The 15,171-nt window shown below is 63.7% G+C and carries 15 protein-coding genes; 10 read left to right on the top strand and 5 right to left on the bottom strand.

Annotated features, from left to right (window positions below; translation table 11 throughout):
- Nucleotides 1–41: 41 nt before the first annotated feature.
- The 7 genes from rpmH (at nucleotide 42) to ACDC66_RS14455 (ending at nucleotide 6,857) form a co-directional block, all read left to right on the top strand.
- Complete coding sequence (gene rpmH, locus ACDC66_RS14485; protein WP_376697450.1) at nucleotides 42–188, top strand: 50S ribosomal protein L34; 147 nt, start codon at nucleotides 42–44, stop codon at nucleotides 186–188.
- Between the two features lie 31 nt (nucleotides 189–219).
- Nucleotides 220–549, top strand: coding sequence for a ribonuclease P protein component (gene rnpA / locus ACDC66_RS14480; RefSeq protein WP_376697449.1), 330 nt, complete (start codon nucleotides 220–222; stop codon nucleotides 547–549).
- Nucleotides 546–2,273, top strand: coding sequence for a membrane protein insertase YidC (yidC, locus tag ACDC66_RS14475; RefSeq protein WP_376697448.1), 1,728 nt, complete (start codon nucleotides 546–548; stop codon nucleotides 2,271–2,273). The genes rnpA and yidC overlap by 4 nt, the downstream gene beginning before the upstream one ends.
- A gap of 706 nt (nucleotides 2,274–2,979) precedes the next feature.
- A complete protein-coding gene (gene mnmE / locus ACDC66_RS14470) occupies nucleotides 2,980–4,326 on the top strand; it encodes a tRNA uridine-5-carboxymethylaminomethyl(34) synthesis GTPase MnmE (RefSeq protein ID WP_459117387.1) in 1,347 nt (448 codons plus the stop codon).
- A gap of 73 nt (nucleotides 4,327–4,399) precedes the next feature.
- Nucleotides 4,400–4,828, top strand: coding sequence for a CBS domain-containing protein (locus ACDC66_RS14465; protein ID WP_376697447.1), 429 nt, complete (start codon nucleotides 4,400–4,402; stop codon nucleotides 4,826–4,828).
- Nucleotides 4,829–4,847: 19 nt separating this feature from the next.
- A complete protein-coding gene (locus tag ACDC66_RS14460) occupies nucleotides 4,848–5,726 on the top strand; it encodes a fructosamine kinase family protein (RefSeq protein ID WP_376697446.1) in 879 nt (292 codons plus the stop codon).
- A gap of 144 nt (nucleotides 5,727–5,870) precedes the next feature.
- Nucleotides 5,871–6,857: a glutathione S-transferase family protein gene (locus tag ACDC66_RS14455; RefSeq protein ID WP_376697445.1), complete on the top strand. Its 987-nt coding sequence runs from the start codon at nucleotides 5,871–5,873 to the stop codon at nucleotides 6,855–6,857.
- Between the two features lie 216 nt (nucleotides 6,858–7,073).
- Here ACDC66_RS14455 and ACDC66_RS14450 read toward each other — a convergent pair whose 3' ends face one another.
- The gene (locus ACDC66_RS14450; RefSeq protein WP_376697444.1) at nucleotides 7,074–8,060 is read right to left on the bottom strand and encodes a DMT family transporter; all 987 of its coding nucleotides are present in this window, start codon (nucleotides 8,058–8,060) and stop codon (nucleotides 7,074–7,076) included.
- Between the two features lie 103 nt (nucleotides 8,061–8,163).
- Here ACDC66_RS14450 and ACDC66_RS14445 point away from each other — a divergent pair, with 103 nt between their 5' ends.
- On the top strand, nucleotides 8,164–9,102 hold the full coding sequence (locus ACDC66_RS14445; protein WP_376697443.1) for a LysR family transcriptional regulator: 939 nt from the start codon (nucleotides 8,164–8,166) through the stop codon (nucleotides 9,100–9,102).
- On the opposite strand, the gene ACDC66_RS14440 is transcribed toward ACDC66_RS14445, so the two are convergent.
- Together ACDC66_RS14440 and ACDC66_RS14435 are read right to left on the bottom strand one after the other, a co-directional pair.
- Nucleotides 9,099–9,731, bottom strand: coding sequence for a response regulator (locus tag ACDC66_RS14440; protein ID WP_376697442.1), 633 nt, complete (start codon nucleotides 9,729–9,731; stop codon nucleotides 9,099–9,101). The genes ACDC66_RS14445 and ACDC66_RS14440 overlap by 4 nt on opposite strands.
- A complete protein-coding gene (locus tag ACDC66_RS14435) occupies nucleotides 9,731–10,936 on the bottom strand; it encodes a sensor histidine kinase (protein WP_376697441.1) in 1,206 nt (401 codons plus the stop codon). The genes ACDC66_RS14440 and ACDC66_RS14435 overlap by 1 nt, the downstream gene beginning before the upstream one ends.
- Nucleotides 10,937–11,033: 97 nt before the next feature.
- On the opposite strand from ACDC66_RS14435, the gene ACDC66_RS14430 reads away from it, so the two are divergent.
- Nucleotides 11,034–11,732, top strand: coding sequence for a hypothetical protein (locus ACDC66_RS14430; RefSeq protein ID WP_376697440.1), 699 nt, complete (start codon nucleotides 11,034–11,036; stop codon nucleotides 11,730–11,732).
- 18 nt (nucleotides 11,733–11,750) lie between these two features.
- On the opposite strand, the gene ACDC66_RS14425 is transcribed toward ACDC66_RS14430, so the two are convergent.
- Both ACDC66_RS14425 and ACDC66_RS14420 read right to left on the bottom strand, forming a co-directional pair.
- Nucleotides 11,751–12,392, bottom strand: a complete 642-nt coding sequence (locus ACDC66_RS14425; protein ID WP_376697439.1) for a thymidine kinase — start codon at nucleotides 12,390–12,392, stop codon at nucleotides 11,751–11,753.
- Nucleotides 12,393–12,402: 10 nt separating this feature from the next.
- On the bottom strand, nucleotides 12,403–12,924 hold the full coding sequence (locus ACDC66_RS14420; protein WP_376697438.1) for a hypothetical protein: 522 nt from the start codon (nucleotides 12,922–12,924) through the stop codon (nucleotides 12,403–12,405).
- A 252-nt stretch (nucleotides 12,925–13,176) separates the two neighbouring features.
- Here ACDC66_RS14420 and ACDC66_RS14415 point away from each other — a divergent pair, with 252 nt between their 5' ends.
- Complete coding sequence (locus tag ACDC66_RS14415; RefSeq protein ID WP_376697437.1) at nucleotides 13,177–15,171, top strand: ATP-dependent helicase; 1,995 nt, start codon at nucleotides 13,177–13,179, stop codon at nucleotides 15,169–15,171.

Genomic DNA, 15,171 nt, shown 5'->3' with positions numbered 1-15,171 from the left:
CAGGCCATTCATTCTATCGCCAAAATTTTACGGATTCGGTCATGAAACGGACATTCCAACCCAGCAGAATCAAGCGCCTTCGCCGCCACGGTTTTCGTGCGCGCATGGCCACCAAGTCGGGCCGCGCGATCATCAACGCCCGCCGGGCCAAGGGTCGTAAGCGCCTGGGCGCCAACCCCGGACGATAAGTACTCAAGGCGAATGCTACGGCGGCACCGCTTGCCGCGAGCTGCGCGCCTGTTATCCGGCGGGCAGTTCAAGGCAGTTTTCGCCGCCCGCCGCTCCTGCGGCAATGAACTCTTCCGGGTTCACTATATGCCCTCGGATCAGGCGCGACTCGGCATGGCCGTTTCGCGCCGCGTCTCGAAGCGAGCGGTCGATCGCAATCGCATCAGACGCCAGATCCGCGAATCGTTTCGGCTCCGGCGTGACCGGCTCGCACCCATGGACTACGTGGTCGTGGCCCGATCGGCTGCCCGCAAGGCAGATCGTCGCGTCCTGAGAGAAAACCTCGAACAACTATGGCAGCGGTTTAGCGACACCCCATGAATACGCGCAGTTTTCTTCTTCTTCTCATCGGCCTGCTGGGCTTCATGGTTTACCTGGAGTGGCAGAAGGACTATGCACCGCCGCCGCGACCCGCGACCGAATCGGAGCAGCAGGCTGATCCGGGAACAGAGGCCCGGGAGAGCCGGAGCGAAGCCGCACCCGGTGACGTACCCGACGTGCCCGATTTTTCCGATGACCCCGCCGAAGACGGGGAACAGGCCGCTTCGCCCGATGTGCCCTCGCCGCAGCCGGAAGCCCGGGCCAGTCGCCGGATCACCATCGATACCGATGTGCTCAACGTCGACCTCGATGCCAACGGCGGCACCCTGGTTGACCTGCGCCTGAAGGACTACCCAGTCAGTGTCGATCGCCCCGAACAACCATTCGTCCTGCTCGTTCAGGACCTGCCGGAACTCTTCGTTGCCCAGGCGGGCCTGGTCAGCGCCGATCGGCCGGCGCCCAATCACCGGACCCAGTGGCAGTTCGAACGCGATTTCTATGAACTGCAGCCCGGCGAGGACCGGCTTGAAGTACCGCTGACCTGGCAGGACGAATCCGGCCTTGAAGTGATCGCCACCTGGGTCTTCTATCGCGACAACTACGTGGTTGATCTCGAGATCGAGGTCATCAACAACTCTGGCGAGCCGTGGCAGGGCGCCCGGTACGTCCAGCTTCAGCGCACCCGGCCCGACACCAGCGAAGCCGGCTGGGTCTTTACCAATCCCGAACGCATCAGTTACAACGGCGCGGCTATCTATTCACCGGAAGACGCGCTGACCAAGCGCGGCTGGGACGATATCGCCGAGGACCAGTATCAGGCGACCCATGCCGGCGGCTGGGCAGCCATGATCCAGCATTACTTCCTGGCTGCCTGGATTCCGCCCGAGGACCAGCGTCACCGATACACGACGCGCGAGGTCGAAAACGGGCAGCTGCCGCGCTACCTCCTGGCGGCTACCTCGCCCCAGGTTACCGTGCCCGCCGGCGGCAGGCACCAATTCTCGGCACGGTTGTTTGCCGGCCCCAAGCTTCAGAACCGTCTCGACGAAATCGCACCGGGCCTGCGCCTGACCGTCGACTATCGTTTCTTCACCATCATCTCGCGTCCGCTGTTCTGGGCGCTGGACAAGATTCACACCCTGATCCAGCACTGGGGCTGGTCCATCGTGGTGCTGACCCTGCTCATCAAGCTGCTCTTCTACAAGCTTACCGAGGCGCAGTTCCGCTCGATGGGCAAGTTGAGGAAACTGCAGCCGCGCATCCAGCAGCTCAAGGAGCGCTACGGCGACGACCGTCAGAAATTCGGTCAGGCGATGATGGATATCTACAAGAAGGAGAAGGTCAACCCGCTCGGCGGCTGCCTTCCGATCCTGGTGCAGATTCCCATCTTCATTTCGCTCTACTGGGTACTGCTCGAGTCGGTCGAGTTGCGACAGGCCTCGTTCCTGTGGGTGCCCGATCTCAGCCAGCCGGACCCGCTTTTCATTCTGCCGGTGCTCAACGGCATCTTCATGATCATCACGCAGCGACTGATGCCGGCCGCCGGCATGGATCCGATGCAGCGCAAGATCATGCAGGGGCTGCCGATCGTCTTCGCCTTCCTGTTCGCCCTGTTCCCCGCCGGCCTGGTGCTGTACTGGGCAACCAACGCCGGCGTTTCGCTCGCGCAGCAGTGGTACATCCTGCGGCGGCTCGACAAGGAAGAAGAACGGAAGAAGCGCTAAGGTTTTGTGCCCCGCCTTGGGCGGGGTATCGGGGCGCTTCACTGTATGGGGCGCTAGGTGGATTGGCGCCACTGCTCGTTGTGCGGGCCTCGACAGGTCAACTGCTGTTTCGCCCGGCTTGCTTCGCAAGCTCTTTCGGCGAGTCACTTTTTTCTCGCGCGAAAAAAGTAACCAAAAGCGCGCTTAAAAGCTAGGCGGATACGTCTCAGGCATTTTCCAGCGGAGTGGCTTCACAGAATTACGGCTGTGGCTTCGCTTGTGCCCGGCCGGATTCTTCCAAGCTCCGATTTGAGGTTACGCGTGGCCCGACCCACTGCCACGACCTCGATGCATGCCAACAGCAGCGCCAGGGCGCCCACACTGGAGGCAGGGGTGCTACACCTCCAGCTTCCCTTATGGCGAATGGAAGTTGGCCTTTATCGAAGTCGTACCGTTCAGGTGCGGGCTACGCCCGATCTCTGCCGAAGACGCCATCCAATTCGACCGGGCAGGATCGAAGGCACAAGCAACATTCTGTGAAGCCACCACGGCGAGTTACTCCTGCGGCCCCACCGCATGGTTTTAAGAGCGTTTTTGGTTACTTTTTTCGCGCGAGAAAAAAGTTGCTCGCCGAAAGAGCTTGCGAAGCAAGCCGGGCGAAACAGCCTTTGACTTGTCGAGGCCCCCACCGCTTTCGGTATCGCCAATCCAGCAACCAGAATCCCTTATGGCAAAATCCGAACCCATGGATTCCCCCACCGACACGATTGTCGCCATCGCCACACCCCCGGGACGGGGCGGCGTCGGCGTTGTACGCCTTTCCGGTCCGGATAGCTGCGCCATTGCCGAAAAACTAGGCGGCAAGCTGCCGTCGCCTCGAAAGGCGGGCTTGCGCACGTTCACGGTCCCCGGGGGCGAAACGCTTGATTCCGGACTGGCGATCGTCTTTCCCGGCCCGGCTTCGTTTACCGGCGAGGACGTCGTTGAATTGCAGGGCCACGGCTCCCCGGTGGTACTGGAGATGATCATCGCCGCCTGCGTGGAACTCGGCGCCCGGCGCGCCGGACCGGGGGAGTTCAGCCAGCGTGCCTTTCTCAACGACCGCATGGATCTCGCCCAGGCCGAGGCCGTGGCCGACCTGATTTCAGCGGCCACCGATACCGCCGCGCGCGCCGCGCACCGAAGCCTTGAAGGAGCCTTCTCAAAAGAAGTCGACGAACTCGCCGAAGCCCTGGTCGAACTTCGCGTCTGGGTCGAGGCAGCCCTGGATTTTCCGGACGAGGAAATCGACTTTCTCGCCGACGGCCAGGTTGCAGAACGGGTGGCCCGACTGCGAGCCCGTCAGGAGGAACTCCTCGCTCGAGCGGGAACCGGACGACTACTGTCGAGCGGCGTTCGCATCGCTATTGTCGGTCGGCCCAATGCGGGCAAGTCCAGCCTCCTCAATGCGCTCAGCCGTCATGACACGGCCATCGTCACCGAGGTGCCGGGCACCACGCGAGATGTGCTGCGTGAAACCATCACGATTGCCGGACTGCCGGTGACGCTGGCCGATACCGCCGGCATTCGCGAGACGGTCGATCGAGTCGAATCCGAGGGCGTTCGACGCGCCGAGCGCGAGATGCACGCCGCCGACTTGATCTTCTGGGTTATCGATGCAACCGAGCCCGAAGCGCATCCGCTTCCGGGCCTGCCGGAAGACGTTCCCCTGATTCGCATCGAAAACAAGATCGACCTTTCGGGCGATGCGCCTTCTCGGGAGGGACGTCACGTCAGAGTGTCCGCCATGACCGGCGGTGGCCTGGAACTGCTCGAGCAAGTGGTCGTCGAGGAACTCGGCCTGAAAGAAGCAGGCGGTGGCGAGTATTCCGCGCGACAGCGACACGTCGACGCGATCGATTTCGCAGGCGAACATATTCGCCGCGGGCAGGCCGAGTTGGCGGCCAGCGGATCGGGGGAGTTGCTGGCCGAGGAGTTGCGTCTGGCTGCCGAGGCACTGGGCGAGATCACCGGGCGCATGAGCTCCGACGAGTTGCTCGGTCGTATCTTCTCGAGTTTCTGTATCGGCAAGTAAGCTATTTGCCGACCCGGGCCCGGTAGGCCTATACTCAAAATCAACTAGCGCATTACACAAGAGAGTGGTGATCATGCATACGATTCGACAGATTCTCGCCGAAAAGGGGGATCAGATCTGGTCGGTCACTCCCAAAGACACCGTCTACGACACGATTCGCCTGATGGCGACCAAGGGTATCGGGGCGTTGATCGTCTTGGACGACGATCAACTCCACGGTATCGTCTCCGAGCGTGACTATGCCCGAAAGGTCATCCTGGAAGGTCGCTCCTCACGCGACACCGAGGTGGGCGACATCTGTTCGAGTCCGGCCATCACCATTTCACCGAAAGCGTCCGCGGAAGAGGGCCTGGCGCTGATGACCAACAAACGCATTCGTCACCTGCCCGTGGTTGAGCAGGATCAGTTGCTCGGTGTGGTCTCCATCGGCGACCTGGTCAATGCGGTTATCGGTGATCAGCAGCAACTGATCGAACAACTGGAAAAATATGTGACCGGCTGACCCCGGCGAGGGGAAAACAATGCCGCTGGATATCGAACAGGCTTCCGCTGTCGCCAGAACACTCGGGCTGGACGAACACGAGCTGAAAATCGAGGCGGTCCCCGGCGGCGACATTGCCGAGGCATCACTTCTGCGTGCTGCCGACGCAACCGTCTTCGTCAAAGCCCTGCCGCTGGAGCAGGCTGGCCTGCTGTCGGCTGAGGACGACGGGCTGAAGGCCCTGGACGATACCGGCGAAGTCCGCGTGCCAAAGGTCATCCGGCGCGGCATGCACGACGGTTTCGCCTGGCTGGCGCTGGAGTACCTCGAACTCGACCAGCGAAGTCCGCGCGCCGACGAGCGGCTCGGCCGTCAGCTCGCCGCCATGCATCGCCACACGGGCGACGAGTTCGGCTGGCACCGCAGCAACTACATTGGCCGCACCCCGCAGACCAACACAACGGTCGACGAATGGACCGTTTTCTTCGCCGCCCACAGGCTCGGCGCACAGTTCGACCGTCTGCGCCGCAACCAGCCCGACTCGGGCTGGAACGATCTCAAGAACGAAGTGATCGACGCCTGGATGCGCGTCTCCGACGCGCACGAACCGGCGCCGTCGCTGATCCACGGTGATCTGTGGCGCGGCAACGCCGCCGCGTTGTCCGAAGACGTGCCGGTGATCTACGACCCGTCCGTGCACTACGCCGACCGCGAGTGCGATCTGGCGATGGCCCACCTCTTCGGCGGTTTCGACGAGTCGTTCTACCAGGCCTACGAAGCCGCATGGCCGCTGCCCGAGGGCTTCGAAACGCGCCGCTTCTTCTACAAGCTCTACCACATGCTCAATCACGCCAACCTCTTCGGCGGCCCCTATATCGAAGCCAGCGAGCAACTTTGCCGCCGAATTCTGCAACCGTAGTTCTTCGCGCTGCAGCTTCGGGTCTCCTGGGATTTGAAACCTAAGATTTCGCAGATGGCCGCAGATTGAAAGAAGCGAGCCTCTCAATCTGCAGATCGCCTATTGTTAAACTAGTTGCATTGGAAACTTTCTACGGAGTGCAACATGGGACTTCTCGTCGACGGCGTATGGCACGACCAGTGGTACGACACCGAGTCCACCGGCGGTCGATTCGAGCGTGACCAGGCCGCCTTTCGCAACTGGGTGACCGCCGACGGTTCGCCCGGCCCGCAGGGCCAGGGTGGTTTCAAGGCCGAGCCCGACCGCTACCATCTCTATGTCGCCTACGCCTGTCCATGGGCGCACCGCGCGCTGATCATGCGAAAGCTCAAGGGCCTTGAACAGATGCTCCCCGTCTCCGTGGTCAACCCGATCATGCGCGAGAACGGCTGGACTTTCCAATCCGGCTACAAGGTCACGCCCGACCCGATTCACAACGCCGAGTTCATGCACCAGGTCTACACCGCCGCCAAGCGCGACTACACCGGTCGCGTCACGGTTCCGGTGCTGTGGGACAAACAGGAAAACACCATCGTCAGCAACGAGTCGGCCGATATCCTGCGCATCCTCAGCTCGGCCTTCGACGGGGTCGGCGCGCTCGAGGGTGACTATTACCCCGAGGATCTGCGCGAGGCCATCGACGAGATCAATACGATCGTCTACACCAACGTCAACAACGGCGTCTACAAGGCGGGCTTCGCCACCGCCCAGGAGGCCTACGAGGAAGCGGTCATCCCGCTATTCGAAACCCTCGACGAACTCGAAGCCCGGCTGGACGAAAACCGTTACCTGTGCGGTTCACGCATCACCGAGGCCGATTGGCGCCTGTTCACCACGCTGATCCGCTTCGATGCCGTCTACGTCGGCCACTTCAAGTGCAATATCCGGCGCATCGAGGACTACCCCAACCTGTCGAACTACCTGCGCGAGCTCTACCAGGTGCCGGGGATTTCCGAGACGGTCGACTTCCACGCCATCAAGCTGCACTACTACGGCAGCCACGACACGATCAATCCGAACTACATCGTGCCGCTGGGGCCGGCGCTGGACTTTCATCGCAAGCACGACCGCGAGCGGCTACCGGCTGACTGATCGGGGTCGTCTCGGATTCCTCGCTTGCGGCCGACAGCCGGTCGGTAGCGCGGCGCGAACCGCCCACCTGCGTGCTAGTGGGCCATGGGGCGCGTTGGGTAGTGCACAGCCGCAACACAAGCACCGCGGGCAAGGCGCGCGAGTGCAGGACTGGCCGTAGCCAATTCAAGCGAGTGCAACGCTGCCCGCGGTGCTTGTGTTGCGGCCCTTCGGGAGTCACTGTGTGGACGCGACTCGGCGTTGCGCTTCTTGCCAAGGGCCCCCAGCCTTGCCTGCGAACCGCGCCTTGATTCGCGTCCACACAGTGGCTCTGAGCGCTACCCAATGCGCCCCATGGCCCACTGGTCGACGCCGGCCGGCGGGCCGGGCCGATTGCAGGGCCTGCACCAGCAAGGGCACCACGATCAGCGTCGTGCCGATCCAGAACCACAGGTCCGGCACTTCGGCGAACAGCAGCCAGCCGATCACGAAGGCCCAGACGATGCCCGTGTATTCCGAGGCGGTCACCTGGTTGGCGTCGACGTGACGGTAGGCCAGGATCACCGTCATGTTGTAGCCGAGGATGAACAGCGCCGAGCCGAAGGCCGCCCCCAGTGAAGAAACATCCAGCGGCGCGCCCTCGATGAATGCCAGCACCAGCGCCGCGGGTAGGGCGAACAGATAATTCAGAAGCAGGCTGTGCACCACCGACTGCTCGCGCGGCAGTTTGCGCACCAGAAGGGCGTTGACCGCCAGCGCCACGGCCAGTCCCAATGCGGTGAAGCCGGCCAGGTTCATTTCGGTCGGACGCAGGATGATCAGCACGCCGATCATGCCGCCGATCACGGCGAACAGGCTCGACTTGTTCAGTCGTTCACCGAAGCACAGCACGCCGAAGACCATCACCAGCACCGGCGCGGCATAGAAAATGGCATTGGCGGTGGCCAGCGGCAGGGCGCCCAGGGCGACGACCATGCACAGGATGCCACCCAGGCCCACGTGCGAGCGCACCAGGTGAACACGCGAGCCGACCCAGAAGTTTTTCCAGTCGACCAGCGACAGGAAGGGCAGCAGCAGCAGCAGCGTGAACGCAAGCCGCACCGCCACGAACTGGAACACGGCCAGGTCGCCGCTGGCCCACTTGATCAGCGCATCGGAGAAGATCGCCAGCAAGTTGCCGACGACCAGCAGGAAGATCGCGCTGTTGACGGTGCGTCCGGACATGGCCGAGTACTCCACATGGCGGTGTGTCGAAGGCTGCCATTCTGGCGACGAGCCAATATTATGTAAAATGATGAATACTCATCACCCATGAGATATTTAGATAATGCGCCTGCCCCCGCTCAGGGCGCTGCCGGTGTTCGAGGCCGTCGCCCGCACGCTCAGCTTCTCGGCCGCGGCCAGGGAGTTGAACGTCACCCAGTCGGCGGTCTCTCACCAGATTCGCCAGCTCGAGGATCACCTGGGAGAATCGCTGTTCGAGCGCGGCGGCCGCCGCGTCGCGCTGACCGAGCAGGGTGAGCATTACCTCGAGGCCGTCGCCCCGGCCCTGGCCCAGATCGAGCGCGCCAGCGAACAACTGCGCGGCGTCAGCGACTCGCGCCTGCGCTTGGCGGTACCCAGCTCCTTTGCCGTCAGCTGGTTGATTCCCCGCCTGCCACACCTGCAGCGCCAGCATCCCGAACTCGATATCGATCTGGAAATGCTCGCCGACATGCCGTTGATGTCCGAACGACTGGCCGATTGCTACATCACGTTCCGTTACAAGCAGCGCGGCTATCAGTCCGAGCGCCTCTACGTCGAGCGTCTGTTCGCGGTTTGCTCGCGCCAGTACTGGAACCGCATCCGTGATGAGCTTGATGATGCCGGCTTGCGCAAGAAGGGCGGCGGCGCGATCCGGCCCGAGTGGCTTTCGCGCTTTACCCTGCTTTCGGCGGCCAGCATCTTCGAGCGCCCGGGCGAGGACTGGCGGCGCTGGTTCGCAGCCGCCGAAGCAAACTTGCCGGCCGAAGCCCACGTGCAACACTTCTCGCATATGCTCCTGGCGCAGGAGGCCGCGCGCCACCACCAGGGCATCGCGCTATCGAATGACTACATGCTCGATACCGCCACCGACCCCGACCTGGTGCGCCTGCCCACCCATGAGTTTCGGACCGGCGATGAATTTCACTTTGCCTGCAAGACCTCGCGTGCAAACGAACCGGCGATGCGTCATCTCTCGCGATGGTTGGCCAAACAGGCAGACGCCTGCGGCTGGAGCCGCTAGATAATCTGTAGGGTGATGGCTTTTAGAACTGCGCGGGTGCGGTCCCGGGTATTGAGCTTGTCGAGGATGTCGGAGACGTAGTTCTTGACCGTGCCCTCGGCCAGGTGGATCGAGCGGGCGATCTCGCGGTTGGAATAACCGCCGGCGATCAGCCGCATGATCTCGACCTCGCGGCCGGAGAAGGCGTCGGCCGGCGGCGAGTCGTCGCGGTAGGGATAGCGTTCGGCCACGCCGGCGGTACTGATGGGCTGCAGTCGACTTTCACCACCGACGATCGCGTTGATTAACTCGCCGAGATCCTCGGGGGAAATATCCTTGAGGGCGAAACCCTGCGCGCCGGCTTCGACGGCCGCCAGCATCAACGCGCTGTCGTCGAAGGTGGTGAGCAACAGCACCGGCGGTGCGCTTTCGCGTTGCTTCAGCTGCCGGCACAGTTCGATGCCGTCGACGCCGGGCATGCGGATATCGGAAACGATCAGGTCGACCGACTCGTGCTCGAGTGCTTCGAGCAGCGGTTCGCCCGAGCCGGCCTCGACCACCACGGCCGTGTCGGGCAGGTCGTTGATCACGGATTTCAGCCCTTCCCGAATCAGGGCCTGGTCGTCGGCCAGGGCGATACGGATCGTCATCAATGCGGCTCCAGAGGCAGGGTGGCGACGAGCTTCAGGCCGCCGGTATCGGATCGGGCGATCTCCAGCGATCCGTCCAGTTCGGCCAGTCGTTCGCGCATGCCCGTCAGGCCGTTGCCGGGACGAATGTCTCCGCTGACGCGCCCGTCATCCTCGATGGTAAGCACCAGGCGATCGACCTCGCGCTGGAGATGCACGCGCAGCGACTCGGCGGGACCGTGGCGGGCGGCGTTGGTGAGCGCCTCCTGGACCACCCGCAGTAAGGTCTCGGCCTGGTCTGCGCGCGGCACGCGCGTGTGTTCGTCGAGCTTCAGTTCGAGCCTCGGCCGCGGAAAGGGCCGAGCCAGCTCGCGCAGGCTCTCGGAAAGCTCGATCCCCTCGGTCTGGCGCAGGTGCTTCACGACCGAGCGAAGATCCTGCAGCAGTTCGTCGGCCAGGTCGGTGGCCTTGCCGACTTGTGCGGCGGCCGCCTCGTCGTCCAGGCTGCGAGAGAGTCCGCGCAGGTTCAGCTTCAGGGCCGTGACCTTGTGCCCGGCCACGTCGTGCAACTCGCGCGACAGGCGCAGCCGCTCCTGGTCGCGGGCGGTCTCGCCGAGCAGCGAGCGGGTGGCCAGCAGGCGTGCATTCACCGTCTTGAGGTCTTCGGCCATGCGCTCGGACTTCATGGCGTAGCGCATCACCATCACCGCGAAGATCTGGAAGGCGAAAAGCCCGAGCAGGTTACGCGCCGCGCTCTGCAGCGGGACTTCCCAGGGGCCGATCATGACGCCACCGAAGTACAGGTTGAGCGCCACCAATGCCAGCGTCAGTCCGATGTTGTTAAGTCGCACCGCGAACTGGGTCACCAGCAGGATCATCAGGATAGGCATCGAGCCGGCGGGCACCAGCCAAAGAATGACGGCCGTCATCCCCGCCAGCCCGACAAGCAGGACGTCCCGCACCTGCCGCGTGAATGACTCGTCGAGCAGGCAGAGCACCCAGAGCGCCAGCCAGCCCAGCAACAGGCCGTCGGCGAGCGAGGGGAATGTGGCTTCGGGTCGCCCGAACAGGGGGCTGACGGACAGCCACACCGCGGCCCAGGCCGCGTAGGACGCCCAGGCCAGGGGACTGGTGACGAGCTCGCGGGCGCCGTTTTTCCAGTATTGATCCATGACTCCTGTATAGCTGCGCGCTGCGCCGACCACAAGCACGCAGCCAAAAGTCATGACTTTCGGCACCCGGTTTTCCTGACTTCCGGCACCTCAACGGCCGCGGCATTGGCGCGATCGTATAGCCACGGCACGTTCGCAAGGAGACAAGGCCATGACACTGATCGAAATGCTTTCGGGATTTGCCCGGCCCCACGCGCTGGTCGGCACCGTCGCCCTGGCGACTTTCTGGACCGCCGCCCTGGTGAAGAAGGGATCACCCCTGCACAAGCGCGTGGGCAGGGTCTACCTGCTGGCGATGATCGGCATCGTGATCACGGCGGTGCCGCTGGCGCTCGCCGCCGCCCTGGAAGGTCAATGGGTGGGCGCGGCCTTCCTCGGATACCTGGTGGTGCTGGTTACCCACGCCTGTCGCCTGGCCTGGTTGTCCATCCGGTGGAAGCGGGATTTCCAGGGCTATATCGGCACGGGCTACCGAGTCAGCAACGTCGTGCTGGCGCTTTCCGGAATCACGGTCTCGGGTCTGGGCCTGGTGTACGAAGCCTGGATCCTGGTGATCTTCGGCCTGATCGGACCGCTCGGCGCGCTCGAGGCCCGCAAGTTCATGCGCAAGGGGCCCGAAAACCCCAAGTGGTGGCTGAAAGAACACTACGGCGCCATGATCGGCAACGGCGTGGCCACGCATATCGCCTTCCTGCAGATCGGCCTCATGCGCCTGATTCCGGAACTGGGCAATACGGTGGTCCAGCACCTGGCCTGGTTCGGGCCGCTGGCGCTTGCCTTCGCCGCCGGTTACTGGCTGGATCGGCGATACATGCGGCCGCGGCGAACACCTGCCCGACCGGCCGTGTGAGGCGGGCGGAGCGAGCGCTCAGCGATCGAGCAGGTCGGGCTGGTTCTCGATCTGCACGGTCTCGAAATCGCGTACTTTCTTGCCGCCGTAGAACACCAGTTTGAACTCGGCGCGGGAGACCGGGACGTAGCGCTCGTTGCCACCGATCTCCACCTGCTCACCGTCGGTGACGGCATAGCCGTCGTCGCCAACGCGCACCACCATGGTCGCCTTCGAACCGGTGTGGCAGATGGTCTTGAGCTCCTTGAGATTGTCGGCCCAGGCGAGCAGGTACTGGCTGCCTTCGAACAGCTCGCCGCGGAAATCCGTGCGCAGGCCGAAGGCCAGCACCGGAATCTTCAGGCGGTCGACTACTTCGGTGAGCTGGTAAACCTGGTCGCGGGTAAAAAACTGCGACTCGTCGGTGAGTAGGCAGTGGATGTTGCCGGCGTCGAGCTGGCCTTGGACCAGCTCGAACAGGTCGTCATCCGGGCCGACGGCCAGCGCCGGCTGTTCGATACCCACGCGGGAACGGATCACGCCGCCGCCGGCGCGATCGTCGATGCCGGGGCTGATCAGCAGAGGCCGCATGCCGCGTTCGAGGTAGTTCCAGGCCGACTGCAGCAAGACCGTCGTCTTGCCGGCATTCATGGTCGAATAATAAAAATAGAGCTTGGCCATGCTCGATGAATCAGTCCGCTTTGTGCCGATCCACCCAGACGTCGAACCAGACCGCATCCAGGTTCTGTCGTTCACCCAGCCAGTCGCCCAGGGTTGATTCCACCAGCCGGCAATCGTCACAGTCTTCGCGGCGATACAGAAGCAGGTAGATGTCGGCCTCGGGCAGATCCTCGTGAGTGTAGCGTTCGCCTTCGGGCGTGAGCGTGCGATCGAGCAGCCGCTCGAGGTTCACCATCGAACGTTCGCGTCGACCGTGCTCGTAGGTCAGGCCCAGTTCCCGCTCGAAACCGCGTCGGAATCCCAGCAAGTGCCAGGCGCTGCTCCGGTCGGTGAAATAAACGAACAGCTGCGGCACCTTCACCACGATGCCCTCGCGCTGGGCCTGCGCACGCAGGTTGCCCACGAAACGCTGCTGCGCCTGCATCACGTCTTCGCGCTGGTGCAGCTCGATGCGGGTGATATCCGTAGCAATAGATGGCGCGGCGCCGAGCAGGGCGGTGAACAAGATGGTGAGGGAGAGCAGCAAGCGCATGGGTTGGGAGTATATCGTTTAAAGGAGGGGTTCAGGTTTCAGGGTTCAGGGTTCAGGCGCGTTGGGCGAAGCCGCTGGCTCGGTGTCGACAAGCGGGGCGCGGTGTAGGCCGGGGCTTCTGGGGCATCGGAACCGGTCCCGAACCCCGGAACCCCGAACCCGGAACCCCGAACCTGGAACCCCGAACCTGGAACCCGGAACCCGCAATTCTTTCGGCGAGTAGAATCATCTTTCCGCTACAATGCCGCGCCCATGTCGAAGCCCGCCATCAAACTCAATCCGGCCCAGCACGCCGCGGTTACCCATATCGACACGCCGCTGCTGGTCCTCGCCGGGGCGGGGTCGGGCAAGACGCGGGTGATCACCGAGAAAATCGCCTGGCTGATCGACCAGGGCCACTACGGCGCGCGCGAGATTGCGGCGATCACGTTCACCAACAAGGCCGCGCGCGAAATGCGCCAGCGCATCGGCAAGCGCCTGGGGCGAAAGCGCATCGAGGGCCTGACCATCTCGACCTTTCACTCCCTGGGCTGGCAGATCCTGCGCGCCGAGCCCGAGGCTGCCGGTCGGCGCAAGGGCCTGAGCATTCTCGACCAGCACGGCGCCGGCGACCTGGTGCGGGAACTGCTGCCCTCGGGCGCGCCCGGTGACATGGTTTACGCGGTGCAGGCCGGCATCGGGCGCTACAAGGACGCCGGCTTGAATGTCGAACAGGCCCACGCCGCGGCCACCAGCGAGAACGCCGCCCGTGCGGCCGAAATCTACGCCGGTTACCAGGAACGCCTGGCCGCACTCAATGCGGTCGACTTCGACGACCTGATCGCACTGCCGGCCAAGATGCTCGAGGACCCCGTCCTGCGCACCCGCTGGCGCCACAAGCTCAAGTACCTGCTGGTGGATGAATACCAGGATACCTCCGAGGCCCAGTACCGCCTGCTCGGAAAACTCGCCGCCGACACCGGTGCTTTCACCGCGGTCGGCGACGACGACCAGTCGATCTACGGCTGGCGCGGCGCGCGCCCGGAAAACCTGGTCAGCCTCAAGTCCGACTGGCCGAGCCTGACCGTGGTCAAGCTTGAGCAGAATTACCGCTCCACCGGCTACATCCTGACGGCCGCGAACTCGGTGATCAGCTGCAATCCGCACGAGTTCGAAAAGCAGCTGTGGAGCGAGCACGGGCCGGGCGACAGGATCGAGGTCGTCGAATACGCCGACGAAGCCGACGAGGCCGAGTCGATCGCACGTTCGATCGTTACCGAAGTCCACGGCGGCCACGCGCGCCATGGTGATTGCGCGGTGCTGTACCGCTCCAACTTCCAGGCCCGCGCGATCGAAAAGCAGTTGCGCGAGTACGGCCTGCCTTACGTGGTTTCGGGCGGGCCGAGCTGGTTCGATGCGCGCGAGGTGCGCGACTGCCTGGCCTACCTGCGGTTGCTGGTCAATCCCGAAGATAATCCCGCCTTCATGCGCGTGGCCAACGCCCCCAGGCGCGGGCTCGGCTCGGGCGCGATGTCGCGCCTGGCCACCTACGCTGATGCCACGCACAAGAGCCTGTTCGAAGCGGCCATTGATCCCATGTTCCAGTCGGAGCTACCCACCCAGGCGCAGCGGGGGTTCCGGTCGTTCACCAATATGCTGATCGACTTCAACGATCGCGCCGAGCGAAACAACATCGGCGAGGCCTTTGCCGAAATGATCGACCACATCGGCTACCTGGAATGGCTGATCGAGACCGACGACGATCCGAAAAAGGCCGACCGGCGACGCCGATCGATCAAGGACCTCACCGGCTGGGTCGAGCGCCTGAGCGCCGACGTGCAGTCGGGCGAGGAGCTGATCGCGCGCGTGTCCCTGGCCTCCGGGCCCGACGACGATCGCCATGACGGCGCCGACATGGTGCGCCTGATGACCCTGCATGCCGCCAAGGGGCTGGAGTTTTCGCGCGTATGGCTGGCCGGCTGCGAAGAAGGCCTGATGCCGCACAGCCGCTCGGTCGACGACGACACCATCGAGGAAGAGCGCCGCCTGATGTACGTCGGCATCACGCGTGCGGAAAGAAAGCTTCAGATTTCCTACGCCCGCCGTCGCCGTCGCGGCGGCGAGCAGGTCGAGACCACCCCCAGCCGTTTTCTCGACGAATTGCCCGAAGGCGCCATCCGCTGGCCGGCCCGCCACGGCAGCGAGGAAGCCACCGCCGAAGACGCCATGGACAACATCGCGGCCCTGAAGGCCATGCTCGACGGTTGA

It is taken from the genome of Wenzhouxiangella psychrophila, from assembly GCF_042310375.1.
Classification (GTDB): Bacteria; Pseudomonadota; Gammaproteobacteria; order Xanthomonadales; family Wenzhouxiangellaceae; genus Wenzhouxiangella.
This window is presented reverse-complemented; position numbering and strand designations above follow the sequence as displayed.